Raw genomic sequence first — 26091 nt, 5'->3', positions numbered from 1 at the left:
TAAGTAAGTGGTCAGAAATAGCGTCGGATAAACGCTCGGGAACAAGGCGGAATTTTTCGATAAGTAGTTATTCTACAATCAAAAATGCTAATGCAGTTATCGAGCGATTAAACAAGCTAGGATGATCTGCTATTTACTAGGATTGGTATAATCTCACTCGCCGCCCTTGGTCTGGCCAATAGGGCGGTAAACACCTTCCAGGCCTGTGCTGTGTCACGGGCCTGACTCTTAACATATTCCCCGACACTAGCCTCGCCAAAGTGATAGTTAATCACATAGCTGCGATTAGAGCGGTAGAAGTCTACCCGCTGCGCCGCCTTAGCACTGCTATACAAACCAAACTCCACTAACATTTGCGCCGCCTGATCAGCATCGATTTCACCGTCGATAAACTGCCGGCACACCAATTCATCCAAATGGGCTAAGCCTTTGTAGGCATCCATCACCCTATGATAGTGGTGAATATCGCCCTCAATACCCGCCAAAGGCATTAACACCTCCCGCTCGAAGGCAATAATTTCTGCCTTAGACATCAAGAGTGATAAGCCATAGTTGGCACTGCCCTCAGAGAGAAACGAGATAGGGCTGTAAAGCGGGTAAACAGCATATTCCATCCAACCCAGGCCCTTAACCAGATCCCGTTCTTGCAACAGATTAAACAGATGATGCCCCGGATACCCTTCGTGACTGGCCAGCTCCATTGCCCGCTCCAGATACAAGGGATGGTCTTGATTAAGCTGGATAAGACTCGTGTAGTCACCCTGATACCAGTTGTAGGCAGTCCAGATCTTATCCTTGACGAACTCCACCCTAAAGCGCTCCTCTTCCGGCAGCACAATATGTTGCCGCGTCAACGCTCTAGCCTGCTCCACCGCGGCGGTAAAGACCTGAGGCACCTTGTCAAACGGCACGATAAACGGGCGCCGGTACGCTTCAAACCTTGAAGTCAGACTCCCCTCACCCGGCAATAGCCTATCGAGCTCGGCAAGGGTCTCACTAAAGTGACTCAGCTGATGCTTAGGCGCTTTAGCATCATAGAGAGCCAAAGATTCCTGATCGAAACTCAACGACTCCCCCATGAGTCCGGTTAAATAACTTGCCACCGAGGTCAGTTGTTTGGTTAAAAAGCGATGTCGCTGGAGGAGCGCCTGACAATCTAACCCCTTGCTTACCTTGTCACACTCCGCCCTTAACGAAGCAGAGTCAGCGACCAGTTCAGTAAGCGGCCTAAGGCTCGCCTGAGCTTGCCAGTCAGCGGGACCATAATAGGCGTCGACATAAAGAGGTTGATGACAGCCTATCGCCAAGACGAGTTTGATATAGCCTTCGGCTAAGGCGTTGAGCGTCCTGTTAGAGGTAGCGCACTGGGCCGCAGCAGAGGTTTGATGGCAGATGACACAAGCGGCCGTTTGAGGATGAGACACAGAGACTCCACACCAGCTGAGAAACAGAGGCGCTCATTAAGCCATAAATGAATATTGTATGCAATGAGGAGGGGTTATTCGGGATCGCTCAAAAGCTCGCGAGCACGCTGCAGGGCTTTTAGTTCATCGGGGGCCTGAGTGACCGCCAATACCTTATCTATCTGCAGGGTCAGCGACTCCCACAAGGGGGCTATCACCTCTTTTTCGCGGGCGTTGCCACGCTGACGGGCCATCTTGAGTAGCGCCGCGGAGCCTACCACATCGATACGGCCTAAGATGCCATCGGCCAGGGCGATGCTCAGCTCTATCATGGCCGGCACGCTGTGACCATATTTCACCGCTTCTCTCAGATAACGCTCGGCCAAGGAGAAGTCATTACCCAGGGCATTCTCATTGTTCAGCATCTGCTGGGCACAATGCAGCATGGCATCGAGTTGCCCCTGCTCGGCGGCCTCGGCCATCCACTGCTCGCTCGCTAGGGGATCGGGCTGACACCCTTCTCCGCGCGCCAACATCAAGGCAAGATGATATTGTGCATGGGGAAAACCCGCCTGAGCGGCACTGGAGATGTAGTGATAGGCCTGAGCATAGTTGGCCTGTTGATAATAGAGCACGCCCAGATTCGCCATCGCCTCAGACTGCTCGCGATCGGCGGCGGCCTGCAGGTAGCGATAAGCCAGTTGGGTATCGACACTGATCTGCTCACCACCGACCAGATAGAAATACCCCAGCAGTGCCATGGCATTAACCACACCCGCCTTGGCAGCGGCAATAATGGCACTCTCTCCGGCCGCTGCATCTACTTCGCCCGCATAGCCGTGCAGTAAACTCACCCCATGTTCGTGCTGAGCCTCGGGCAGATAAGGGGCAGCCAGGGCAAACCAATGGGCAGCCTGCTTAAAGCTTGCTTCGCTATCAAGCTTAGGCTCGGCATCAGCCTCATCACGCAGCGCCTGCTCCTGCTCCTTCTGCATCAACGCCTTTGTCTTGAGCGACATCCCCACCAAATATTGCGCCTGGGGATCGTTCTCCATCACGGCGCGATAACAGAGATCCCGCCCGGCAAAGGCATCGAAAGGCTCAAATTGATATTCAGGGGCCTCGCCATCACAGAAGATGGGATAAAGCTCTTCCACCAGTTTAACCAGGCGCTCAATTGCCTTTTCAGCCAGTTGCTGCAACGCCTCTTGGGTGAGGTGATATTTCTCAGGGTGAGCGCCGCGGTTACCATCGCCGCGCAAACGGTGCAATGCCCGGGTCACCCTGACATTGATCACGCGCTGACGGTTGAGGGTTTCGATGCGGTCGTAAAGATTAGGGCTGTCGAACACCAACTGCTGAGATGAAGCCAGCTTATCGGTCAACTTATGGGTAAAGCTACGTACATGTAACAGTGCCTGGGTCGGCACGTCTCGCACATAGCTCTTGGCCACACGGTAGTCTTCACCTAAGTCGCGAGAAAATTGGCTAACCAGTTCGATATCGCTAAGCAAGGTGAGGACTCCGTGGGTATCTATTTATCGGTTATATGCAGTGAAATAACTGGGCTTACACCTGCTCATCAATACTTGGGCGTGACACCATATAAAGACGAAACAGAGCAACGTTAACGAATAGCCCAAAGAAGGCCACTAGCACTTCGACCACCAGCATCAGAGGGAAGCCCCCGTTCTGTGCCAGGCTAGATAGGGTGCCACCGATCAGCGAGATCGGAATATATAGCATGAGTACCAGCAAGGTTTTAAAGGCGATAGGGCCACTAAATCTAAAGCTACCCTTAATCGCTTCAAGCGGTGTCAGGCGCTCAACCACCACCATGAAATTGACATAGGCCAGACGGGCAAAGACGTAAATACTGATCACCAGGCCCACCAACCAAAGAGGGCCAAATGCCGCAAACAGCATCACGGGCGCCAAAATAGCCAAACCAGAAAAGACACCGGCCAACAGCAGCGGCGGAACAAAGCTCACACTGGTCTTAATGACCTGACCAGTCGAGGGCTCGTGACCGTGAGATCGCACCTCCATAAACAGAGTCAGAGCGGCGATCAAGAGTGAAAAAACCAGCAATAGCACCATCATAGCGACCATATGGGGCACGCCAAACTGAGGATTTTCCAGATCGGCGTTATTGATCTCCATCCCCAACCACATCTGAATGCCCACCTGAACAAACAAAATAGGCACTGTTAAGATAGCTAATTGGCGAATATGATTACGAAAGAAGTTATAAGCTTCGGTCAAAATCGCTGACAATGACATGTGACTTTCCATTAGATAGTTATAAACCAACTTGTAAGTGCGACAGGATACCGAAATTTCAGCGCTAATGCACAACAGATGTCTAAAAATAGATACAAAATTAACGCCCGCCTAGGCTAGAATGAGCCTTAAATTTAGCACTTATCACCAGAGGATGGCGATTCATGAAATTTTCCACTATCAGCTCCTTTATCATTGGTACTTTACTGCTTAGCAGCCCGGCATCAGCAGGCTGGTTTGACGATCTCACCGAGCAGGAACAGAGCCAGCCGACTGCGACCCAGACACAAAACAACGATCTGGTTGGCTCGGTCATGTCTCAACTCGGCTTAAACCAGAATCAGGCGGAAGGTGGACTCGGCAGCCTGCTTTCGTTAGCCAAAACCACTCTGGGCGGTGACAGCTTTGGTCCTATCGCCGAGGCGATACCCGGTATCGATGGTCTGCTATCCGCTGCGCCGCAACTCGATAGCGATTCAGGCATGTCAGGCTTATTGTCTAAGGCTGGCGATCTGGGCAGCTCACTTCAAGGCGGCGCCAAGGTGTATGACTCTTTCGAAAAACTCGGTATTTCCAAAGATCTGGCTATGCCCATGGTGGATATAGTGAAAGGCTATCTCGACGCCAATGCTGGCGCCGGTACCACAGATCTGCTGATGCAGGGCCTGGGGGCAATACTCTAACTCTCCATGAAAAAGAGTTCATCTGTATCGGATGAACTCTCTGTCACTCTGGCACTCTAAATCCCTATCTCAGTCAAAAAGGTACGAGTGATGATCGCCAAGCTTAAACAGTTTCTCACCGCCCAGACTCACTCGGAATCCCCCGAGGAGAAGGCCAAGCACCTTCAGTTGGCTGCCGCCAGTCTGCTACTGGAGGTCGTCTATGCCGATCAAACCATAGATGAACAGGAAGCCGCCTTACTGCCTGAACTTTTGACCTCGGCGCTGTCGCTCACGCCATTGGAAGCACAATCCCTGGTGCAAGAAGCCAAACAGGCACAGGGCAATGCCACTTCACTGTATGAGTTCACCAAAGAGATCAACGACCAATGCAGTCTGGAGCAGAAACAACAGCTGATTCTGGCAATGTGGACCCTCGCCTATGCCGATGGCAACCTCTGCCGCTATGAGGATCAGATCATCCGCCGCACGGCAGAGCTCCTCTACCTCAAACACAGCGAACTGATCCAGCTCAGAAACGCCGCGATCAACAAGACGCGCTAACAATTCACCCTTTATGGCTTAGCAAACTTAAGCACATAGCGACTTGTCTTGCCGCGCACAGCTTGATCAAAGGCCGACACAGTGAGCTTATCTTCTGGATTTTCCAGCAGATCCAAACTCCCCAGTAGCTTAAATCCAGCCGCTTCCATAGCGCTCACCACATGAGCCCTAGCCAGTCGATGCAGTTCAGGGGCCGTGCTGGTATCACTGCCAACCTGTGCATCATGATCGATAATCGCGACCAGGCCGCCGGGCTTGAGACTGGTAAACATCTGGTTTAAGAGTCTTTCCCTGTCGATGGCTGGCCAACCCGGCTCATCATAATAGGTGTCGTGGAAGCCTAAGATAAAGAAGATCCGATCAAAGCTTGCCTCAGGCAATTGCAGATCGTCGGCTTCGCTAATAATCACTTCGGCATTGGGCAGACGTTCCTGATATCGTCGCTCGGCCAGATCCTCCTTGGCAAACGGCAGGTAGGCCTGGTTGTTGTGTACCAATACACTCCCCTGCTCACCCACGACTCGAGACAGGAGTTCACTGTAGTAGCCACCACCGGAGAAAAGATCTAATATCCTCTGGCCTGGAGCGACCTCGAAAAAGCTTAGGATCTCACGAGGATGCCGACTCGCATCACGCTCCTTGTCACGGGCCAATCTCTGCTGGCTATCAACCGCAGCATTGATCGCCGCAGCCTCCCCCTGAGCAAAACAACTGTTCACGTTTCCCAACACCATACCTCCCATCAGGCACAACATCGCAAGATTCAAATGCTGCATACTTACTCCCCCCCACACATTAACTTATATTTCGAACCAGCATACCCGCAAGATGTAAACCACCGGTTATTAAAATGTAATCAAAAATATCTTAATTTAACTGGAGATTGACTTTTTATTAGCCAAAGCTAAAAAAGGGTGATAAGCCTATAAGTCTGTCGTTTACATTTGCTTACAAATAGGCTGTCTGGTTTGTGGCAAAGAGAATAAGGTAAGGAAGCTTTATGAAACAAACTGCACTGTTAAAACGAACCTTTATCGCCGTCCTAGGTGGTGTCATCACCCTGGCTCTATTCGCTTTCATGGCCAAGCTGATCGATAACCAGCAGCCCACTGCTGAATATGTTGTTGCAACGCCTGATCTCAACTTCTCCTTCGAGGAGCAACCGCCAGAAGAAAACCAGCACCAAACAGTCATCGAGCCTCAACAAGAACCGATTCAGCCGCCAAGGAATATAAAGGGCTTTGAAAAGAGCGAAACCAGTGAGACAGGGCTGACACCAGGCGCCATAGACATGCCCAAGGTGAACCCGGTAAGTCAGGAGACACGCGGGGTAGACAACAGCAGTGATGCCCTGCCTATCATCCAGGTATCGCCTCAGTATCCCATACCAGCCGCGCAAGAGGGCAAAGAGGGCTACGTACTACTGGAATTTGATATCTCAGCAAGTGGGTCGGTGGAGAATATCAAGGTGATTCAGGCTAAACCTAAGCGGATCTTTAACCAGGCGGCCATAGATGCGTTAAAGAAATGGAAATATAAACCTAGGATGGAAGAGGGTCGGGTGATGGCGCAAACCAAGCAACAGGTAAGGCTCGACTTTAAGCTGGATCAACAGATTTAAGCGCTAGGAAAATCGAGCAGGGAGTATAGCGATAACTCCCTGCTAACAAGCTCCCTAAGGGTAAGCCTGCTTACGCACAAGATGGGTCTTCTGCCACCAGAGTAACGGTGCCAGTACCAACACCAACAGCAGGGCATAGAGCATGCTCGCGCCCAGCGCCACGGCCATCGCCAGGCAGAAGATAACCCCCATGATCACCAGCGGCAGATAGCGCTTACTCAGTAGCTTGGCCGCCGCCAGCATAGAAACCAGATAGATGAGTACGAACACCCCATTGGTCCAGGCGATCAAGTGCTCCAGCTCTTGGCCGAGCAGATAGGTCAGACAGATCACCAGCGCCATGGTGAGCAACACGGCCACCAAGGCTCGCACCGGGACCCTGTGCTGGTTAAGCTTGTCGAAATAGCGCGGTAATACCCCTTCACGGCTAAAGCTCCAGATCAATCTCGCCACACTGGCGGTGTAGACATTCACTGTCGCCAAGCCACCGGCTATCCCCAAAATACCTATCACCTGGGCACCATAACCCCCCAGTAGATGATCGAATGCGGCCACCATAGCCAAGCCCTCACCCTTAGGGACAAACAAGAGCATCAGCGTGCAGGTCACATACACTAGCCCAACCAGTACTGTGCCTATGATCATCGCCGGCAGCATATCCTTTTCGGGGCGCCTAAAATCATTCGACAGGTGTGTCATCGCTTCGATACCCAGAAAACTCCAGAAGGCGATACCGGCGGCAGCCATCACCAGACTCATATCGCTACCGGCATGGGGCGTGGCCAATTCCAGATCTCCCAATTTTGCACCGCCGGCACCAAACAAGATCACCACCACAGAGACGATGGCCAGGGTGAGAGCAAACTGTAACTTGGCTGAGACCTGTATCCCCTTGAGGTTTAAGCCCAATAACAGCAACAACAAGGCTAGCTCAGTCATCAACTGCTGCCAGCCCACCAGCGGCACTAAGGCATTGATAAATTGAAAGGTCATCAAGATCGCCGCAGGCGTGCCTATGGGCACCACTAAGAGGAAGATAAGACCTGTGGTACGTCCCGCCGTTCGGCCAAAGGCTTTCTCGACAAAATAGGCTGGACCGGCGGCATGGGGAAACACCCCCGCCAGTCGCGCAAAGACCAGAGTCACGGGAATAATGGCGAACGTCAGCAAGATCCAGGCAAGCAAAGCGCCGCTGCCGGCGGTGGCTATGGTCATTTCAGGCAGAATAAACACGCCTGTGCCAAGCAAAGTGGTGGCCATCAATCCGGCGCCTTGCCAGCGGCCGATCGTACCGTGATTCTGTTCCATCTTAGGTTCTGTTAGGGTTATTAATGGGGTTAGTATAGACTTAGCGCGTAAAACAGTCTGTCAAAGATTTCCGCCGAAAGGAGCATCTATACCGACACTTTGACGGAATTATCACAATATACCGACACTTTGTCGGTCAGAGACTTTGGCAGAGACAAGAGAGGATACCTTGGATAAGTTTGATAAGGCCATCATCAGCGCCCTGCGGCAAGACGCCAGGCAGAGTGTTTCCAGCATAGCCGACACCGTCAGCCTGTCACGCAGCGCCGTCTCCGAACGGATCAAGAAACTGGAACAGACTGGTATTATTCGTGGCTACCAAGTGCTACTGAGCGAATCGCAAAAAGAGGGCGTTTCTGCCTACTTCGAAATTCAGCACCGCTGCCCCCGCTGTGCCGATGTGGTGCATGTGTTTCAGTCGATCCCCGAGGTGATCACCTGCCGCGGCATCACGGGCGACATGGATCTGCTGGTTTATGTGCAGGCCGATTCGATGCGACGGTTACACGAGATCCGCGAATATATCGACGCCCAAACCGACATCATCAAACTCAAAACCCATGTGGTAATGAGCGAATGGATCGACAATCGTGGCTAACGCAGAGATTACCTAAGGCTGAACATGGCTAACAGTTTGGCCGTCTGGTTTCCTTTAGGATACGCTTAGCGATAGACTAACCTTAACTCTTTCATTGATTAAGCCATTATGCAGATTGAAAAAACCGCCGAATTAAATCTTCTTTGGGGCTCACTTATTCTCGAAGAGCTAGCACGCCTTGGGGTACAGCATGTCTGCATGGCACCCGGCTCCCGCTCTACCCCTCTGACACTGGCGGCAGCCAAGCAAAGCAAACTCAAACAACATTTACACTTCGACGAGCGAGGCCTGGGCTTCCTCGCACTGGGATTGGCCAAGGCCAGTCGTGCCCCAGTGGCCATTATTACCACCTCGGGTACCGCAGTCGCTAACCTCTACCCTGCTATCGTCGAAGCCTGGCTGACACAGGTCCCCCTGATCGTCTTATCCGGTGACCGACCGCCTGAGCTTTTGGGTTGCGGCGCCAACCAGGCAATAGTACAGCCGGCGATCTTTGCCGACTACGCCAAACAGGTAAACCTGCCGACACCAGATCAGGCGATCCCCCCCCAGGCGCTACTGACCCTGCTGGATGAGTCTGTTGCCAACGCCAAACGGCCGGTGCACGTCAACTGCATGTATCGCGAGCCGCTATACCCGAGTTCAATGAGCGCCGACTTTACCCAGTACCTCAGCCCTCTGGGCAACTGGCAACATAGCGTAAATCCCTACAATCACTATGCTGAGGCCAAACTTATCAGTTCACCCGCGCCCGATGCCTTAGCGCGCTTCGTCCACGGTAAAGGGGTGATAGTTGCGGGCACTCTAGCGCCACACGAGCATCCTGAGCAGCTGATCGAACTGGCCCAGAAACTAGGATGGCCCCTGCTGACCGATGCCCAATCTCAACTCAGGCAACATGGCGCGGCCATCGGCAACATAGACCAACTGCTGCTGCAACCTAAAGCCAAGGCCTTGCTGCAAGCCGCCGATACTGTGTTGGTCTTTGGCGGCCGCCTGTTGTCGAAACGCCTAATCAGTTACTTAAACGAGCAAAAATGGAAACGCTACTGGCAGGTTCTGCCCGAGCAGACCCGCCTCGATCCTAGCCATAGCGCTAAGCAGATCTGGATAAGCCCGCTTGCCAACTTTACGCAACTGCCCTGGCCCAGATCCTCTGAGGCGAATTGGGCTGTGCAGCTAATAGAGGCTAACGAGCAGCTGGCTACCCTGTTCCAGCAACAGATAGACGACGCCGAATTTGGTGAGGCGCAGGTGGTGCGCGCCGTCGCCAACCAGGGCGAGCAACAACTCTTTATCGGCAACAGCCTACCGGTGCGCCTCTATGATATGTTCGCCCCGATAACAGCCTCGGCGCCCAGCATATACACCAATCGGGGCGCATCCGGCATCGACGGTCTACTCGCGACCGCCTGCGGTATTGCGGCGCACAAAGGGCAAGCGACAACCCTGATCATAGGGGATCTGTCCCAGCTACACGATCTCAACTCGCTGGCATTAGCAGCAAAGCAGCAAGGCCCCTTTGTCATCGTCATACTCAATAACGACGGCGGCAATATTTTCAATCTGTTACCAGTGCCCGACGAGAAGCTACGTAGCAACTACTATCGCCTTGCCCACGGTTTAGAGTTTGGCTATGGCGCCGCCATGTTCGGCCTGCCCTACAACAGGGTAGAAGATCTATTGAGCTTTAACGAAGCTTATCGCCACGCGCTCGCCTATCGGGGCGCCTCCGTTATTGAGGTCTGCGTGGCGCAAGATCAAGCCAGTGAACAGATTGCCCGCCTTGCCAGCTGGATAAAGCAAAGCTGATGCTGGCCTATCGCACCATGGGGAAGGCAGAACTGCCAGCGCTAGTATTGCTGCATGGCTTTCTGGGCAGTAAAACTGACTGGCAACTCCTGATGCCAAGGCTAAGCCGCCATTTCCATTGCATCGCAGTGGATCTGCCTGGCCATGGCGACAGCCCAGCGCTAGCTGAAACGTCACAGACCACAGGTTTTGACCTGGTAGTTGAGCAGATCTTAGCGACGCTGGATAAGCTCGAGGTCAAACACTTTCACCTGCTGGGCTACTCGCTAGGAGGCCGTATTGCCCTGCACTTAGCCGCCAGCGCTCCTGCGCGCTTGTTAAGCATCAACCTGGAATCCTGCCACCCAGGATTAGACAGTGAGCAGGCGCGAACTGAGCGCCTTATGCAAGACAGCCAGTGGCAAACGCGGCTCTTGTCTCTGCCCTTGGTCGAATTTCTCGACCTCTGGTATCGACAAGGGGTATTTGCCACACTGAATGACAGTGAGAGACAGGCCCTGATCCAAGCTAGGGCAACTAATAACCCTAAGGCACTGGCAAGTATTTATCTGCCGACCTCTCTGGGTAATCAAGCCGATTTGTCGCGCATGCCTAAACAAATAGCCATAGATTGGCATTACTATGCCGGTAAACAGGACAATAAGTTTCTCACCCTAGCGCAGTCATGGCAGTCGCATCAGCCTATCTCGCTCACCCTATTTGACCAAGCGGGTCACAACGTGCATCTGGCTCAGCCAGAGGCCTTCTGCGATAGCCTTATCGCCAAGCTCAGGACACACTCATGAAACTCATGCACCTTAGCCTCTATCGCTATCAGATCCCTCTGGATAAACTGCTTCCAGTGGGTAAACAACGTATCGACAGTCGCCAGGGGCTAGTACTTAGAGCCTCAGCCCAGGACGATGGGCAAACCCTCGTTAGCGCCGAGGTGGAGATCTCTCCACTGAGCGGTCAAGACGTTGATGAGCAGCCGCTGAAAGGTTTTAGTCAGGAGACACTCGCTGAGGTTATCGAAGAGCTGACACCTATTCTCGATGAGCTGATCACAAGCGATATCGATCAGTTAATAACCCGTTCAGAACAGACAAGCTTGCCCTCCATCGCTTTTGGACTGTCACTGCTACATGCCAAACTCACAGACAGATTGCGCCCAGCGCGGCAGGGGCGACGAACCATTCCACTGATCTATCAGGCGCAAGACGAGCCGCCTCAGGTATTAGATGCCCGCATCAAGGCGCTCGATACCTCGACCCACTCGGTCAAGATTAAGGTGGGCCAGACCTCCATGGAGCAGGAGATCGCCATGATCCACAGAGTGCTGGCAATCCGCCCCGATCTTAAGCTCAGATTAGATGCTAACCGCTGTTTTACTCTGTCCCAGGCTATCGACTTTCTCGCCTGCCTGCCGTTAGCCGCAATCGAATATATCGAAGAGCCTTGCATAGAGCGCCAAGATAACAGCTTACTCTTTCAAGCCCTAGGGGTGGGTTTCGCCCTCGACGAAAGCCTCAACGATCCTAACTATCAATTTGTTATGCAAGCAGGATTGGCCGCGCTGATTGTCAAACCTATGCTGCTCGGCTCGCTGCCCCGACTGCAGCAATTGACCCAGCAAGCTCATGAGGCCGGTGTCAGGGTGATCTTAAGTGCCAGTTTAGAAGCCAGCCTGGGTATTACAGCCCTGCAAGCCTTGAGCGAGGCACTTACTCCAGATGAGATACCAGGTCTCGATACCCTAAGTGCCTTTAGCGCGGACCTTCTGGTCTCGACCGGCAAGACCCGCTGCCTGACCCTGGAAAACCTTATCTGCCTAAAGCAAGTGAACCGGGAGGCGGTTTGAAGCAAGACTGTTCACCGCTGCACCTGAGTGCAGCTCAGCATCCAGACAGCGTCGCGATATACTGCTGGCGAGAGGGGAGCTATCAAGCCATCAGCTATCAGGAACTCAGTCAGCAAGTATTAGGCTGCGCCGAGCAGCTAGCCCAATTGGGCCTTGGTAAAGGCGACAAATTGGCCTGTGTAGATCAAAACTCTCTGGCCATGGTAGTGCTGTACTGGGCCTGTGTGGATCTCGGCGCCATCTTCTGCCCGCTGAATCCCAAATTTCCTAAGGCTCAGATCGCCGCCCTGGCCAATCGCTATCAGTTACGTCATTTCTGGGCAGACAAGGCCTATCAGGCCCTATTACCGCAAGCCAGTTTGTCGCTGACATTTGAGCGCCATTTACAGAGCAAGCCACAGGCAATAGACCCAAGCAAGCCACAGGCAATAGACCCAAGCAAGCCCTGCAATATCATACTCACCTCGGGTAGCAGTGGTATGCCCAAGGCCGCCGTGCACTGCCTGAACAATCATATCGCCAGCGCCCAAGGTTCGACTCAGCTCATACCCCTGACACAGGGAGATAACTGGCTCCTATCACTGCCAATGTTTCATATCGGCGGCCTGGCTATAGTCAATCGCTGCGCCTTGGCGGGCGCGGCCCTGACACTGCCTGCCCCTGAGCTCTCCTTGGCAGAGCAACTTAAGGCACGACCACTGACTCACCTCTCCTTGGTGGCAACTCAGCTACTCAGATTGCTTAATGACGCACCCGAGACCCTTAAGGGCCTCAAGGCGCTGCTGCTGGGTGGCGGCGCCATCGATGAACAGCTAATCGCCCGGCTCGAGCCTCTGGGGATCCCCGCCTATACCAGCTATGGCATGACAGAGATGAGCTCGCAGATCACCACGGCCAAGGCAAACGCCCAAGGCAGTTGCGGTATTCCGCTACCGGGGCGCCAACTTAAGATTGTCGATGAGGTGATCTATGTACGGGGGGATACTCTGTTTCTCGGTTACCTGGATGGCGAGTCGCCTGAGACGATAGCCAAACCACTGGAACAAGATGGTTGGTTTTGCACCCAAGATCGCGGTAGGTGGAATGCCGCCGGAGAGTTGCTCATCCTGGGCCGCACCGACAATATGTTTATCTGTGGGGGCGAGAATATACAGCCCGAGGAGATAGAGGCTGTGCTGCGGCGTTATCCTGGCATAGAGGAAGCCTTGGTCTTTGCCATGCAGGACAAAGAGTTTGGCCTGTTACCGGCGGCGCTTATCAAGGGGAATTACCCGCCCACAGCACAACTCGATGCGTTTCTCTGCCAACATATTGCCCGCTTCAAGCGTCCCCGCCGTTATTACCCTTGGCCAGAGATCGAGCAAACCGGGCTTAAGCTACAGCGCAAACAGGTGATACAAGCCGCGGCGCAGCGCTATGGATTAGACATAAAAAAACCTGCTTAATAGCAGGTTTTTTTTAGCTTTCGCCGTTACATTTCCATGCGGCCTTTAAGCTTATTCATGGCGTTCTTTTCAAGCTGCCTGATTCGTTCGGCAGAGACTTGATAAGTTGCCGCCAGCTCTTGCAGCGTGGTCTTCTCTTCGTCCAACCAACGCGCCTGTAGAATATGCTGACTACGCTCATCAAGGGTCTTGATGGCCGCCAGAAGACGAGTTTGGTTATCGGCTTCAAAGTTGTCGTTTTCCACCTGAGAAGCGATGTCCGATGAATGGTCCTCAAGGTAATGCACAGGTGCATAATCTTGGTCATCATCATTATCGCTAGCCAGATCGAAAGCGGGATCCTGAGCTGCCATACGCGACTCCATTTCGGTCACGTCGCTCTTAGATACACCCAGGTTTTCGGCAACCATGGTCACCTCTTCATCGCTAAACCAGCCCAAACGCTTCTTGGCCTTTCGCAGATTGAAGAACAGCTTGCGCTGTGCCTTGGTGGTTGCGACCTTAACGATACGCCAGTTTTTCAACACGTATTCGTGGATCTCGGCTTTAATCCAATGTACGGCAAACGAGACAAGACGCACACCCACATCGGGATCAAAGCGTTTTACCGCCTTCATCAAACCAATATTACCTTCTTGGATAAGATCAGCCTGTGGCAGACCATAACCCGAATAACCTTTGGCGACATGAATTACGAAACGAAGATGAGACATAATCAACTGCTTCGCAGCCTGAATGTCACCGGTCTCCTGCAGACGCTTCGCCAGCTCATATTCCTCATTCGCCTCCAACATTGGAATGTTGTGCGCAGAATGGATATAAGCCTCTATGCTACTGCTGCTTTGAGGTACCATTAGTGCCATTGATTGCGTTTGATTCGTCATTAACGCTCCTAACTTCTTATCTTGCATGTGTTTAACACTTTGAGTGCTCAGCACCGCATAAAAGCGGCGTTCCGTGGGGGTATCGTGAAAGGTGGGTACGCCCAGGGACAAGCTGATGAACTATTAACTATCTGACAGTCTATGTCAACACTCGAAACTGAACTGGTTTTAATTTCACCCGATTCTATAGACATTACAAGTGAAAATTAGTTCATAAATCCAGCAAACAAGCTTAAAAAAGCGCTTAAAAAAGGAACTAAGAAGGCTCAATGGCTCTAAGGTGCTGTCTCACTGATAAGTATGAACCCAACCAGCCCAAAAACGAGGCTAGCAGTATCAATTCACCCAGCTCAATCAGTGTCAGCGACTGCATCTCAAGCGTACTACCATAGAGGCCTAGCAGACTCGCCAGTGCGCCATCGAGATACCAGACTAACAAATTGATGATCACCCAGGCCAGCACACCGCCAATCACCCCAAACCAGATGCCAGTATAAAGGAAGGGACGCTGAATAAAGCTCTCGGTGGCGCCCACCAGCTTCATCACCTCGATCTCGGTGCGGCGATTCATAATTGCCAGACGAATAGTGTTACCTATTACCAGCACCACGGCCAACACCAGCAAGGCGGCAATCGCCATGACGGTACGCTCAAGCAATCTGACAACGGCCTGTAAACGCTCGAGCCACTCGATATCCAGGCGACCGAAGCTCACCTCAGGTTCCAACTCCAGCTTCTTCAGCAGCTCTCGGGCACCATTAGGGCTAGCATATTTGATACTTGGGGTTACTGTGATCACCGCAGGCAGCGGATTTTCATCCAGATAGGCAAGCGCCTCGCCAAAGCCTGAAAGGCGCTGAAACTCCTCTAACGCCTTGTCACGATCGATATAGCTAACGGCACTGACCTCAGAATAGGCGCTAATACGGCTGATCAGGCTTTGTATGCTGCGCTCGCTGCGGCCCTCGTCGATAAACAGAGAGATCTCGGCGGCGCTGTTCCAGGATTGCGTGATGGTCTCGGCGTTCTTAACCAACACCTGCAGCGCGGCGGGCAGACTCAGGCTGACACCGAGTACCGCCATGGTCATTAGCGATGAGATAGGGTTGCGCCACAGCTCACCCATGCTAGCCATGGCATGTTGAATATGACGAATGAAAAACATCACAATGCGGCCACTGATCGGCAATTTACTGCGTACCAATTGAGGTTGCTGATTCATCTGAGTCTCCTCAATTATTCACTAAAGGCGTTAGCGGTAGCCAGCTCGTCACCACCCAAGATGCGCCCTTGCTTCAGGGTCAGGGTACGGTAACGCATTCTGGCAATTAAGCCCAAATCATGGGTGGCGATCAGCACGGTAGTCCCGGCATCATTAAAGGTCTCGAACAGACGCAGAATATCCATGGATAACTTGGGGTCCAAGTTACCTGTTGGCTCATCGGCCAGCAGCAGAGGGGGTTTATTCACAATGGCGCGGGCGATGCCGACACGTTGCTGCTCGCCGCCCGACAACATGATGGGATAGTGACGCTCTTTACCATATAGCCCCACCATATCCAGCGCCGCCATCACTCGCTTTTTAATCTCATGCAAAGCAAACCCTTCGATCACCAAGGGGAGCGCGATATTATCAAACACAGTGCGATCCATCAGCAGATGGTGGTTTTGGAAAATCATGCCGATATCGCGGCGCAGGAAGGGCACATCTTTGGGCCTGATGTTAGCGATATCATGGCCATTGATGGAGACGCGACCAGCATTGGCTCGCTCTATCACAGTGATCAACTTAAGCAGGGTACTCTTGCCAGCACCTGAGTGGCCGGTTAAAAACGCCATCTCTCCACGCTTTAAATGAAAACTCACATCGGTGAGGGCTTTCTGTCCACCTGGATAAATTTTGCTAACCTGCTCAAATCGAATCATAAGTACCCAATCTTAGATGTTGCATTTATGCGTTATTATTATAGGCCAGCCCCATGTAGGAACCTTGCTGGCCTTGGGTATATAGGCGTCAGCTTATTTGGCTTCTTCCTCTTGACTAAACAGGGCATCGACAAAGTCTTTCGCATCGAAAGTTCTTAAATCATCGATCTGCTCGCCCACACCTATATGTCTGATAGGTATACCAAACTTATCGGCAATGGCAAAGATCACCCCGCCCTTGGCCGTGCCGTCGAGCTTGCTCATTGTGATGCCTGTAACACCAACCGCCTCTTTAAACAGCTGCGCCTGACTGATGGCATTCTGACCCGTACTCGCATCCAGGGTCAACATTACCTCGTGTGGGGCACTCTCATCTTGCTTCTTCATCACCCGCACGACCTTCTTCAGCTCATCCATCAGATGCGCTTTGTTTTGCAGGCGTCCAGCTGTGTCGGCGATAAGGATATCAATATTACGGGCACGCGCGGCCTGTAGCGCATCAAACAGCACAGAAGCACTATCGGCCCCCGTATGCTGAGCAATCACAGGAATATCGTTACGTTGACCCCAAACCTGCAGCTGCTCGACCGCTGCGGCGCGGAAAGTATCACCCGCCGCTAACATCACAGACTTGCCTTGCTGCTGATACTGCTTGGCCAGCTTGCCGATAGTCGTGGTCTTACCCACGCCATTCACGCCAACCATAAGGATCACAAATGGCCCTTCGCTGTTTTCCGGCACCAGAGGAATACTCACAGGTTCCAGCGTCTTCTGCATCTCTTCGCGCATCAGCTCGTACAGCGCCTCACCATCTTTTAGCTGGCGACGACTGGCCTGCTCGGTCAGCTTGGCGATCAGGCGACTGGTCGTTTCTACGCCAACATCGGCGATCAACAGCTGCTCTTCCAGCTCTTCAAACAGCTCATCATCTATCTTCTTGCCCTTGAACAGGCCGATGAATCCGCTACCGATATTTTCACTGGTGCGCTTAAGTCCGCGTTTGAGTCTGGCAAAGAAACCCTCTTTTGTCGGTTTCTGTTGTGGCTCAGGCTGCTTTTCCTGTTCTGCCTCAAGATTGGCCTGCTCGGCCTGCTCGGCTTCCAGACGTGCCTGTTCGGCCTGCTCTGCTTCCAGACGTGCCTGCTCGGCTTGCTCTGCCGCCAGACGTGCCTGCTCGGCCTGCTCTGCTTCCAGACGTGCCTGTTCGGCCTGCTCTGCCGCCAGACGTGTCTGCTCGGCTTGCTCTGCCTCCAGACGAGCCTGCTCGGCCTGCTCTGCTTCCAGACGAGCCTGCTCTGCTTGCTCTGCAGCCAGACGCTCCTGCTCAGCTTGCTCTGCTGCCAGACGCTCACTCTCTGCTTCGAGATGGGCTTGCTCTGCCGCTAAACGCGCCTGTTCGGCCTGCTCTTCTTCCAGACGAGCCTGCTCAGCCAGCTCGGCTTCGTGACTAGCCTGTTCGGTTTCCGACTGGGTCGAAACTTCTACTTCTGGCGCCGCCGCTTCCTGCTGTGATTTATCTTTGCGGAACCAAGAAAAAAAACCTTTTTTTGCCATGTGTAATACCAGTACTCAACTAACTGATTTAAAATTCGCTATAAAGTCGTTTTGCGCCCGTCATTATAACCAGATAGTTAGACTTGTGACGCGGAAAAGCGCTGCATTTTTTGCCTAAACTCTCTGGCTTTGCACCTTTTTCTCGTGCTTTACGTTAAAATAGCAGCCTTAATTTAGCGCAACAGTCTATCACTTAATCCGGTGAGGCCAAATTGTCGCTAAATGAATCCACAAATATACAGGTAGAAAATGGCAAGAAATCGACCCGCAAGCGGACAGGTGAGGATCATCGCCGGACAGTGGCGCTCCAGACGACTCCCTATTCACGATCTCGAAGGGCTACGTCCCACCACAGATAGAGTCAGAGAAACCCTGTTTAATTGGCTGGCCAGCGATCTACCGGGCGCAAGAGTCTTGGACTGCTTCGGAGGTAGCGGTGCGCTTTGCTTCGAGGCCCTTTCTCGCTACGCCAAATACGCTAAGGTATTCGAGCTACAAGCCAGCGCCGCCAAACAGCTCAATCAAAATCTAGCGACCCTAAAGTGTGATTGCGCTGATGTGGTACAAGGCGATACCTTGGCGCAACTTAAGACGCCACCCACTGAGGGGTTTGACATTGTCTTTATCGATCCCCCTTTTCGCAAAGGGCTGGCACAGGCCTGCATCGATGGCCTCATCGCGCAATGCTGGTTAAATGACGATGCACTTGTCTATGTTGAGACCGAGAGCGAGCATCCTCCTTTAAAGCTCCCCTCTAATTGGATCCCCCTAAAAGAGAAGAAAGCCGGTCAGGTGACCTTTCGCCTGTTTCAAGTAGAGAAGCCAGAGGAAAACCAATGAAATTGATGATACTAGGTGGTAAGGCCATTACACTGTTTGCCTGGGGCGTAATGCTCTACAACCTGTTTGTGCCCGTTGAAGGCAATATAGGTACCCTGCTGACCATACTGCTGTTGGTCACTCTCATTATGCATAGCATTCAGACGCTGATCTTTCGCACCCTGTTTAAGCCATTGATGGCCATCACCTACGCGAACTACCTTAGCGTCATGTGCTTCGGTGTCTTTAGCCTGCTGGACTATCGCCAAAGGGTAATGAACCAGACAGCCCCACAAGGCCAATAATGCTCCACAAAAAAGCCCCCTTGCGGGGGCTTTTACAATCCTATTCTCAAGCTTATAACCCAGGGACTCGTCCCTGATAATTGATCGGATAATATCCCTGGCTGTCACGCTTACCTAAAAAGCTCAGCGCTTGTTTCAGATCATCAGGCTGCGCCGCGGTTTCTTTGATCTTAGCGGTCACCTGTACCAGACTATCGGCTTTTAGCAGCGCATGACCACTTAAGCCCAAGGCGTTCATGCTATCGTCTGTCAGCACCTTGATATTGCCATCGACACAACTGAGCGCCACCGCAACGTCACCCAGTGGATACTTGCCAAATTGATTGCTCACCTTGAGCTGCTGAGCAAAGACTTTACCCGTTAGCTGCTGACACCAGGGCGCGCCCTGTTCTAGTGATTGCAACATCAGGCTGAAATTACCGTCTACCTGGGTACGAAATGGCAGACGAGTATTGCCCACCAAGAAATCACTCGGCGCATCGAAACGCACGCCCGTCGCATCGATACCTGACATTGAGAGGCTCACAAAGCCCTTACCGTTCACCGCTGTGGCGCGACTACCTATCACAAAGTCGATATTAGCCTTACCCATCAGCAGTCCCCAGGGACTCAGCTGCCAACTCACCTGTTCTAAGCGACGCTTTTGTAACACTAAGGTGTCGATTTCACCCGACCAGATGGTGCCAGAGATCCCTGCAACACTTACCTGTTTAGGCAAGGGAGCCAATTTTATCGCCAGACTCGCCGGAAAAAGGGCGACCAAAAACACCAGGTAGGCGAGAACACCAATAACGATTTTTTTCACTACACTCACTAGAACACCTTAATACTGCTGTTTTACTGCGAGAACTGGATACGACGCACATTCACGAAACCTTGAGTTTCGCCCTCGGCCAAATCGATACTCTCCAATGACAAGCCTTTCTGCTGCACCAGATCGCTCAGATAATCGAGTAGCGAATCGAAAGGCACCTCATCCATCCAAATCTGAATTTTATTGCCCTGGGGCTGCATGCGGGTGATCTCCAGGCCATAGTTTTTAGCACTCTGAGTCACCACGGCACTGAGGCTGCCGGAAAATCCCTTCTGACCACCGGCTTGCTTGAGGCCAATAATCTTATTCGCCGTCTGCTTGACGTAATTCAAGGTGCTCTCTTGAGCCGTTAAATTACGCTCGGCATCGGCTTCGGCCTGGCTAATGGGTGTCCAGATCCCCCAATATAAGATGCCCAGCACCAATACTAAGGCACAAGCTGCCACGAGCTGTTGCTCGCGTAACACTAAGCCATTCCACCACGTCTTAATGTTATCCATCTTACTTGCTCCTTAGGGTTAAGGTACTGGTCACTTCATCTTCGCCACTGTTCATGGCACCCGAATCCACATTGAAACGGGGTGAAATAATCTCTTTAAACTCTTCGATCTGAGCATAACTCTTAGCGGTGATCTGCATCCGCAGTTCATTGCGGCCACTGTCAAAGCGCAAGCTGGTTGGCTTTAAATCAGGAACCTTATTAAAGCCCTCGGCCATATCGTCCAGCATGGTAAAGAAGGCCACACCACCACCGGCACCTTGCAGGGTACGCAGCTGACTCTCCATCTGCGAGCGAACGTTAACGATACGCGAGCTACCCATCACCTGTTTAAAGATATCGGCCGTTTGCTGCTGCAACGCTTCACGCTCGACATTCATATGATGAATGTTCAATCCCTTGTTGACCAGGGCCAACACCAAGGCCACCAAGACGATGATCGCCGCATTGCGCCACACCATAAGGTGCTTACTGTATTCTCGCTTAGGCGTATAGATGCCGCTGAGTAGATTAAGCGGCGCATTTAGGATCCCTTTGGCCAACACCAACATAGGCAGATCCAGCGGCTGGGGTTTCACCTCGACACCTTGGATCTCTAAATCACTGTAATTGGCCAGAGTAATCGGAGTCTCTTCTTGTCTCATGGCGAGCTTAGGCAATGCGGCCTGGAACCAAGCAGCATCCAGGCTAACACCACTGCCAGCACTAGTGCGCAGAAGGTAATCAGAGCCAAACTTCATCGCCGCCCATTGGCATTCCTGAAGCGGCAACGCCAGGCAATCGGGCACCAATTGACGCGCCTTGATACCGGCCTCGCTCAGCCAAGACAGCCAAGTCTGCATCTGCTCGTGGGCCACCACGGCAACACTCAAAGATTCACCATCACGGGGACCTGTGACGAAATGCAATTCATCGACATTTTCGGCCAGGTTCTCTTCCAGCATGAAAGGCAGTGCTTTCAGCGCCTGGCGCTGACCTTTTTCCGGTAGCTGCACAGATGTCAGGGTAATGGCAGAAGCTGGCACCAGAATATCGACCGGACGGTTACCGGCGCGTTCAGTCAGCGTCGACAAGCCTTGAGCGTCGCTCAACTCTCCCGAAGCGATGATCTCCTGCTCCTGCTCCGACCATACCAGCCAAGAGCAGCTCTGCTCTGCGCTTCTTCCTAATCGGATAAATAATCTTTCACTCAATGTCTTTCTCCACAAGTCTCATGAAGTTGCTCTCGATGAGCTTGTCCTTTATTTGGCCCGGCCGAACTAGAGGTCCACCCAGGTGATTATTTTTGGCCGCCATATTGACGGGTCAAGACGTCCAGCTGGTTGTTACCGCCCACACGTAATACACTTTGCATTCTAAAGACGGCACTATCAACCTTAGCACCCGCCTCTAGTAGAAAATAGTTACTCTTCAAGCTAAAGCTCGACGACAAGTTCTTTTCCTGACGTAACCCTGCAATAGAACCGTTAGACCAGAAGTCTTCTATCGTCTCATAGCCGTCACCGGGGCGCTGGTTAATGATGCTTTCCGCCTCACCCACGCTGATCTTATTGTCAAACATCCCCGCCAACAGCGCGGCCTGCTCTACCTCGATAGTATTTACGTTCAACACCTGGCGATCATAGCCGGGGATAGCACAAATATAAGGCGCTAACTTAAGGTAGACATCCTGGCTATAGCCAAGCACCGCACGCAGTTCGCTGCGATGACTCATCAAGGTATTAGCAGCACGATAAGGTACAGTGCGCGACTCATAGTCAGCATCTTCGGCACCGAAGGGACTCGCAACCGTATCTTCATCGATATAATCTTTTAGCGTATGGGTCAGGCGTTCAGCTGAAAAATCATCCATGCCAAGCGCCACCAATAAGCCCTTAAACTGTATTGCCGCCAAAGGCAGCTTAGGCTGGCCGTTTTCCACCTCATTAGTCTCAATAGATAAGGCATTGAGATTGAAACACGACTGCATATCTGTGATACGCCCGCCTATCTCTCCCTGCTCTGCAGGAAATACCACGTCGGCCTGAGCCCAATATTGCTGCAGGTGAACCTTGCCCTCATCGGCATCCTCTAAGTCTTGCTTTAGCACCTTCTTCGCCAGCTCTTCGGCTGAGATGGCATACCAATATGCCTGATCATATTGCGCCAAGTTGATGGTGCGGCGCACCGAGATCTGATTCCGACTATTAATATTGGTGGCAATCACGGCAATCATGGCCACGATCAATAGCACGACTATCAGCGCCACGCCGCGCTGTTTTCTTGGCATGTTATTGGTCACCATCGTCTTCGCCACCCGATCCATCACCTTTACCGCCACCGGTGTTATTGCTGCCGCCGTTATTGCCGCCGTTATTATTGTTGTTACCGCTATTGTTGTTACCGCTATTGTTGCCCGAGTTGTTATTTTCCTCGTCGCTGTTAGCAGCTAATGTGGCACCAAGGGGGAGCAGGAACTTACGCTGCACCTTACCCATGCCTTCCACCTCGATCTCCATGGCGATCGCCTGCGGTAGGCTGGCACCGTCGAATTTACGCTGCCATTTATCCTCAACAAAGAAGGAATACTCCACCGACAGCACATTCTTAATCACCACAGTCTTGATCGGATCGGCACCAAATTCGGGCTCGGGATAAGGAAAATACCAACGCTCGAGATTATTGTCCTGCACCACATAGGCCACAGACTGTAAACTGCCCCGGGGCAACAGACCATCAGGGTTTAACCAGCCGATACGGAAAAAGACGATAGCCTCAGATTCCGAATCAAACAGATCGTTACCTGTCTGTATTACGGTCGAGCCACGTCCGCCTTCGAGCAGGCGCGGTGTACGTGCCACCATCTGACCAAAGTCACGCTCTAATGCGCCAAACCCCTGTTGCATCGACTTCAGTCTCTGGGCAAATTCGGCAGTGACTTCATCGTTTTTCATTACAGTGCTAAGCACAGCATTCGCCGCCAGCCCCAACATGGCAAAGATGGCGATGGCGATCAGCATCTCCAGCAGGGTGAAACCGCGAGTAGCCTTAATCATTCTTGAGTACATAGCTACTCACCTGGGCGATGATGCGGTTATAACGCTCATCGTCACTGACACTGATGCGTATCATACGAAAATTATCATCTGTGGTTTTCACCACCTCTTTACGCCAATACCACTCTTTGCCCGCCAGCTCAGTGCTGCCATCTTTACGCCCCAGATCGGGAAACTTCTTTTCTAATCTGGCGTCCACCATCTGATTACTGGCCACCCACTGCGCCAGGGTACGCTCCTCGAGTATGGGCATATTGGCCATCTGTTCGCCCAAGCTTTTGGTAATCGAAACGGCAGCGATAGCAAACACCATAAGGGCGACGATCACCTCAAGCAGTGTCATACCTGTGGCACGGCGCCTGGCCAAAAGGCTTCGATTTGGCATCGGCTTAATCATCGAACCCATCCTCTCTGCCGAGTCTCAGGCGGCCTAAGGCATCACCCACTACCAGCGCCTCAATCTCTTGACCGCGCTCATCTTTGGTCACAAAGGTCAGCTCAAAAGCGCTCATCTCGCCACTGGGAAACAGCATGACCTGGGGTTCAGGAAACTTTTTCTTCTCTTCGTCACTGGGCTCGATAAGCGGTTCATCGAACCAGGACTCATCATCTTCTTCATCGTCTTGGGTTAAAGGCAAACCATCGAGCACAAGATGCATCTCGACGCCAGGATCCATCTGTTTGGCAGCCAGCAGACGATCTTGCTGCAGCGGCTTCCATTTACCTTCATCGTAATAGACAAACTCATAGTGCTGCTTATCGATAACGATACCGATAAAACGACCACTCAATATGGTTTCATCCAACACAAGTTCGCTCGCCGCGATAAACTGACGCGCGGTGCGCTCCAGCGTCTTATGCTGATCGGCACCGCTAGTGGTATAGGTCACTGCAGCGGCAGCCAATCCCATTAGCAAGACGACCAGCAAGACCTCTAGCAGGGTAAAACCGCTTTGGCGGACGCCGCGCATCGACAGACTCTGCTTAAGGCTTATTGGAAATCTTGCAGGTTCCAGTTACCGATATCATCTTCGGTACCTGGCTGACCGTCAGGCCCTGCGCTGAAAATATCGATCTTACCCTGCTCACCTGGGCTCAGTAGCAGGTAGTCGTTGCGCCATGGATCCTGTGGAAGACGCTTAACATAACCGTCGGCGCGGTAGTTGCGAGGCTCAGGTGAAATAGTTGGCTTCTGAACCAGCGCTTCTAATCCCTGCTCAGTGGTAGGGTAGACGCTGTTGTCCAAACGATACATGTCCAAGGCATTTTCCAGCGCAACAATGTCTGATACCGCCTTCTGAATATCGGCTTTATCTTTGTTGCCCATAAGGTTAGGCACAACCATAGAAGCAAGGATCCCTAAAATAACGATAACCACCATAACTTCTAATAGGGTAAAACCTTTTTGCTTGTTTCTTGCTTGCATTAATACTTCCTCTATAAAAAATGCCCTAACGTTTAGGGTTAGGACGGCTGTTGGCCATTAACGCCGTGGCGTTAACCGCTAATCATGTTATTCAGTTCTAAGATCGGCTGTAGGATCGCCAAGACGATAAACAGAACGACCGCAGCCATGCTGACGACCAGCATAGGTTCGAACACCCCAAGGGCGATGTTGACGTTTGACTCAAACTCTCTGTCTTGGTTGTCGGCGGCGCGCTCAAGCATCTGCTCTAGCTGACCACTCTTTTCACCCGAGCTGATCATATAGAGCATCATGGCGGGAAAAAGTTTAGTATTGGCCAGCGCCGCCCCTAAACTTGTGCCTTCACGTACCCTGGCCGTAGCCTCTTCAACCGCCGCGCGCACCCTGACATTCATCAAGACTTCGCTGGCGATACGCATGGCATCGAGCAGGGGCACCGAACTGGCGGTAAGAATACTCAAGGTGCGAGCAAATCGCGCCGTATTCAGCCCCTTACTCACCCGGCCAATCACAGGCATCTTTAATATGGCCGTATCGAACTTCATCCGATTCGCCGCGCTGCGCAGTAACTGCTTGGCACCCACGGCAAGCGCAATAAGCACTCCAATGACTATCAGACCATAATCACGTACAAAATCTGATGCCGCGATCAAAAACTGAGTGGTCCAGGGCAGTTCCTGCCCCATATGTTCAAATTGTCCCACAACCTGGGGCACCACGGCGGCCAATAAGATGGCAATCACACAGATGGCAACCAAGGTCAGCACAATAGGGTAGATCATCGCCTGAGTCATCTTGCTCTTAAGCTGCTGGCGTCGTTCTGTGTAGTCGGCGAGGCGGTTAAGCACCACCTCGAGATGGCCCGACTTCTCACCGGACGCGACCATGGCGCGATACAGATCATCGAAAATGTGGGGGAATTCGGCCATAGAATCGGCCAGGCTATAACCCTCGACAACACGAGAGCGCACCGCCATCACCATGCTGGCGAGGCGATCTTTCTCACACTGCTGACCTACGGCCTTGAGCGCCTCTTCCACCGGTAGACCGGCGGCGACCAAAGTCGCGATTTGGCGGGTGATTAAGGCGAGTTCGGCAACAGAGATGCCGCGCTTAAAGCTAAAGCCAGCGCTTTTCGCCTTCGCCTCTTTCTCCACCACAGGGGTGATCTCTAGTGGCATCAGACGCAGCTCGCGCAATTGCCCCCTGGCATGACGAGCCGTGTCGGCTTCGACAACCCCTTTCTGCTGCTTGCCTTTGGCGTTTAACGCCTTGTACTCAAATGCTGGCATG

General features: G+C 52.4%; 28 protein-coding genes. 10 read left to right on the top strand and 18 right to left on the bottom strand.

Going from position 1 to position 26091, the window contains the following annotated elements:
- Positions 1-116: 116 nt before the first annotated feature.
- The 3 genes from L2712_RS13030 to L2712_RS13020 form a co-directional block, all read right to left on the bottom strand.
- The gene (locus L2712_RS13030; RefSeq protein ID WP_248978019.1) at positions 117-1424 is read right to left on the bottom strand and encodes a DUF885 domain-containing protein; all 1308 of its coding nucleotides are present in this window, start codon (positions 1422-1424) and stop codon (positions 117-119) included.
- Between the two features lie 74 nt (positions 1425-1498).
- Positions 1499-2917, bottom strand: coding sequence for a tetratricopeptide repeat protein (locus L2712_RS13025; RefSeq protein WP_088905677.1), 1419 nt, complete (start codon positions 2915-2917; stop codon positions 1499-1501).
- 55 nt (positions 2918-2972) lie between these two features.
- Positions 2973-3686 carry a hypothetical protein gene (locus tag L2712_RS13020; RefSeq protein WP_033540258.1) on the bottom strand — a complete coding sequence of 238 codons (714 nt, stop codon included), beginning with the start codon at positions 3684-3686 and terminating at the stop codon, positions 2973-2975.
- Between the two features lie 164 nt (positions 3687-3850).
- Between L2712_RS13020 and L2712_RS13015 the strand changes: the two genes are divergently transcribed.
- Together L2712_RS13015 and L2712_RS13010 are read left to right on the top strand one after the other, a co-directional pair.
- Positions 3851-4369: a DUF2780 domain-containing protein gene (locus tag L2712_RS13015; protein ID WP_088905678.1), complete on the top strand. Its 519-nt coding sequence runs from the start codon at positions 3851-3853 to the stop codon at positions 4367-4369.
- 90 nt (positions 4370-4459) lie between these two features.
- On the top strand, positions 4460-4912 hold the full coding sequence (locus L2712_RS13010) for a tellurite resistance TerB family protein (protein ID WP_088905679.1): 453 nt from the start codon (positions 4460-4462) through the stop codon (positions 4910-4912).
- A gap of 11 nt (positions 4913-4923) precedes the next feature.
- Here L2712_RS13010 and L2712_RS13005 read toward each other — a convergent pair whose 3' ends face one another.
- Complete coding sequence (locus tag L2712_RS13005; protein WP_248978018.1) at positions 4924-5688, bottom strand: class I SAM-dependent methyltransferase; 765 nt, start codon at positions 5686-5688, stop codon at positions 4924-4926.
- A gap of 224 nt (positions 5689-5912) precedes the next feature.
- Here L2712_RS13005 and L2712_RS13000 point away from each other — a divergent pair, with 224 nt between their 5' ends.
- Positions 5913-6533, top strand: a complete 621-nt coding sequence (locus L2712_RS13000; protein ID WP_088905680.1) for an energy transducer TonB — start codon at positions 5913-5915, stop codon at positions 6531-6533.
- 54 nt (positions 6534-6587) lie between these two features.
- Here L2712_RS13000 and yjeH read toward each other — a convergent pair whose 3' ends face one another.
- Entirely contained in the window at positions 6588-7841 is a 1254-nt protein-coding gene (gene yjeH, locus L2712_RS12995) for an L-methionine/branched-chain amino acid transporter (RefSeq protein ID WP_088905681.1), read from the bottom strand.
- A 169-nt stretch (positions 7842-8010) separates the two neighbouring features.
- Here yjeH and L2712_RS12990 point away from each other — a divergent pair, with 169 nt between their 5' ends.
- The 5 genes from L2712_RS12990 to menE all read left to right on the top strand — a co-directional run bounded on the left by L2712_RS12990 (position 8011) and on the right by menE (position 13536).
- The gene (locus L2712_RS12990) at positions 8011-8439 is read left to right on the top strand and encodes an Lrp/AsnC family transcriptional regulator (protein WP_088905682.1); all 429 of its coding nucleotides are present in this window, start codon (positions 8011-8013) and stop codon (positions 8437-8439) included.
- A 108-nt stretch (positions 8440-8547) separates the two neighbouring features.
- Positions 8548-10251, top strand: coding sequence for a 2-succinyl-5-enolpyruvyl-6-hydroxy-3-cyclohexene-1-carboxylic-acid synthase (gene menD, locus L2712_RS12985; protein WP_088905683.1), 1704 nt, complete (start codon positions 8548-8550; stop codon positions 10249-10251).
- The gene (gene menH, locus L2712_RS12980) at positions 10251-11036 is read left to right on the top strand and encodes a 2-succinyl-6-hydroxy-2,4-cyclohexadiene-1-carboxylate synthase (RefSeq protein ID WP_248978017.1); all 786 of its coding nucleotides are present in this window, start codon (positions 10251-10253) and stop codon (positions 11034-11036) included. Before menD ends, menH begins: the two co-directional genes overlap by 1 nt.
- Positions 11033-12091 carry an o-succinylbenzoate synthase gene (gene menC, locus L2712_RS12975; RefSeq protein WP_248978016.1) on the top strand — a complete coding sequence of 353 codons (1059 nt, stop codon included), beginning with the start codon at positions 11033-11035 and terminating at the stop codon, positions 12089-12091. The genes menH and menC overlap by 4 nt, the downstream gene beginning before the upstream one ends.
- Positions 12088-13536: an o-succinylbenzoate--CoA ligase gene (gene menE / locus L2712_RS12970; protein ID WP_248978015.1), complete on the top strand. Its 1449-nt coding sequence runs from the start codon at positions 12088-12090 to the stop codon at positions 13534-13536. Before menC ends, menE begins: the two co-directional genes overlap by 4 nt.
- Before the next feature lie 26 nt (positions 13537-13562).
- On the opposite strand, the gene rpoH is transcribed toward menE, so the two are convergent.
- The 4 genes from rpoH to ftsY form a co-directional block, all read right to left on the bottom strand.
- Positions 13563-14420, bottom strand: coding sequence for an RNA polymerase sigma factor RpoH (rpoH, locus tag L2712_RS12965; RefSeq protein WP_033540268.1), 858 nt, complete (start codon positions 14418-14420; stop codon positions 13563-13565).
- Between the two features lie 256 nt (positions 14421-14676).
- A complete protein-coding gene (ftsX, locus tag L2712_RS12960) occupies positions 14677-15642 on the bottom strand; it encodes a permease-like cell division protein FtsX (protein ID WP_088905687.1) in 966 nt (321 codons plus the stop codon).
- A gap of 14 nt (positions 15643-15656) precedes the next feature.
- Positions 15657-16346, bottom strand: coding sequence for a cell division ATP-binding protein FtsE (ftsE, locus tag L2712_RS12955; protein ID WP_088905688.1), 690 nt, complete (start codon positions 16344-16346; stop codon positions 15657-15659).
- 93 nt (positions 16347-16439) lie between these two features.
- On the bottom strand, positions 16440-17900 hold the full coding sequence (ftsY, locus tag L2712_RS12950) for a signal recognition particle-docking protein FtsY (protein WP_248978014.1): 1461 nt from the start codon (positions 17898-17900) through the stop codon (positions 16440-16442).
- 249 nt (positions 17901-18149) lie between these two features.
- On the opposite strand from ftsY, the gene rsmD reads away from it, so the two are divergent.
- Both rsmD and L2712_RS12940 read left to right on the top strand, forming a co-directional pair.
- A complete protein-coding gene (gene rsmD / locus L2712_RS12945; RefSeq protein WP_248978013.1) occupies positions 18150-18740 on the top strand; it encodes a 16S rRNA (guanine(966)-N(2))-methyltransferase RsmD in 591 nt (196 codons plus the stop codon).
- Positions 18737-19024, top strand: coding sequence for a DUF1145 domain-containing protein (locus L2712_RS12940; protein ID WP_033540273.1), 288 nt, complete (start codon positions 18737-18739; stop codon positions 19022-19024). The genes rsmD and L2712_RS12940 overlap by 4 nt, the downstream gene beginning before the upstream one ends.
- 52 nt (positions 19025-19076) lie before the next feature.
- Here L2712_RS12940 and L2712_RS12935 read toward each other — a convergent pair whose 3' ends face one another.
- The 9 genes from L2712_RS12935 to gspF all read right to left on the bottom strand — a co-directional run bounded on the left by L2712_RS12935 (position 19077) and on the right by gspF (position 26090).
- On the bottom strand, positions 19077-19838 hold the full coding sequence (locus L2712_RS12935; protein WP_248978012.1) for a type II secretion system protein N: 762 nt from the start codon (positions 19836-19838) through the stop codon (positions 19077-19079).
- Positions 19839-19861: 23 nt separating this feature from the next.
- Positions 19862-20338 (bottom strand): type II secretion system protein M, encoded by a 477-nt coding sequence (locus L2712_RS12930; RefSeq protein WP_033540275.1) that lies wholly within the window; start codon positions 20336-20338, stop codon positions 19862-19864.
- Between the two features lies 1 nt (position 20339).
- Complete coding sequence (gspL, locus tag L2712_RS12925) at positions 20340-21530, bottom strand: type II secretion system protein GspL (RefSeq protein WP_248978011.1); 1191 nt, start codon at positions 21528-21530, stop codon at positions 20340-20342.
- Between the two features lie 86 nt (positions 21531-21616).
- A complete protein-coding gene (gene gspK, locus L2712_RS12920) occupies positions 21617-22606 on the bottom strand; it encodes a type II secretion system minor pseudopilin GspK (RefSeq protein WP_418078067.1) in 990 nt (329 codons plus the stop codon).
- Position 22607: 1 nt separating this feature from the next.
- Entirely contained in the window at positions 22608-23384 is a 777-nt protein-coding gene (gspJ, locus tag L2712_RS12915; RefSeq protein ID WP_248978010.1) for a type II secretion system minor pseudopilin GspJ, read from the bottom strand.
- Positions 23365-23757 (bottom strand): type II secretion system minor pseudopilin GspI, encoded by a 393-nt coding sequence (gene gspI, locus L2712_RS12910; protein WP_052125818.1) that lies wholly within the window; start codon positions 23755-23757, stop codon positions 23365-23367. The genes gspJ and gspI overlap by 20 nt, the downstream gene beginning before the upstream one ends.
- A 4-nt stretch (positions 23758-23761) precedes the next feature.
- Positions 23762-24343, bottom strand: a complete 582-nt coding sequence (gspH, locus tag L2712_RS12905; protein ID WP_033540278.1) for a type II secretion system minor pseudopilin GspH — start codon at positions 24341-24343, stop codon at positions 23762-23764.
- 20 nt (positions 24344-24363) lie between these two features.
- Positions 24364-24798 (bottom strand): type II secretion system major pseudopilin GspG, encoded by a 435-nt coding sequence (gene gspG / locus L2712_RS12900; protein ID WP_011867410.1) that lies wholly within the window; start codon positions 24796-24798, stop codon positions 24364-24366.
- 71 nt (positions 24799-24869) lie between these two features.
- Positions 24870-26090, bottom strand: coding sequence for a type II secretion system inner membrane protein GspF (gspF, locus tag L2712_RS12895; RefSeq protein ID WP_033540279.1), 1221 nt, complete (start codon positions 26088-26090; stop codon positions 24870-24872).
- Position 26091: the final 1 nt, after the last annotated feature.

It is taken from the genome of Shewanella marisflavi (assembly GCF_023283925.1).
Classification (GTDB): Bacteria; Pseudomonadota; Gammaproteobacteria; order Enterobacterales; family Shewanellaceae; genus Shewanella; species Shewanella marisflavi.
Note: the sequence above shows the minus strand (reverse complement) of the source record. Positions and strands in the feature narration are given on the sequence as shown.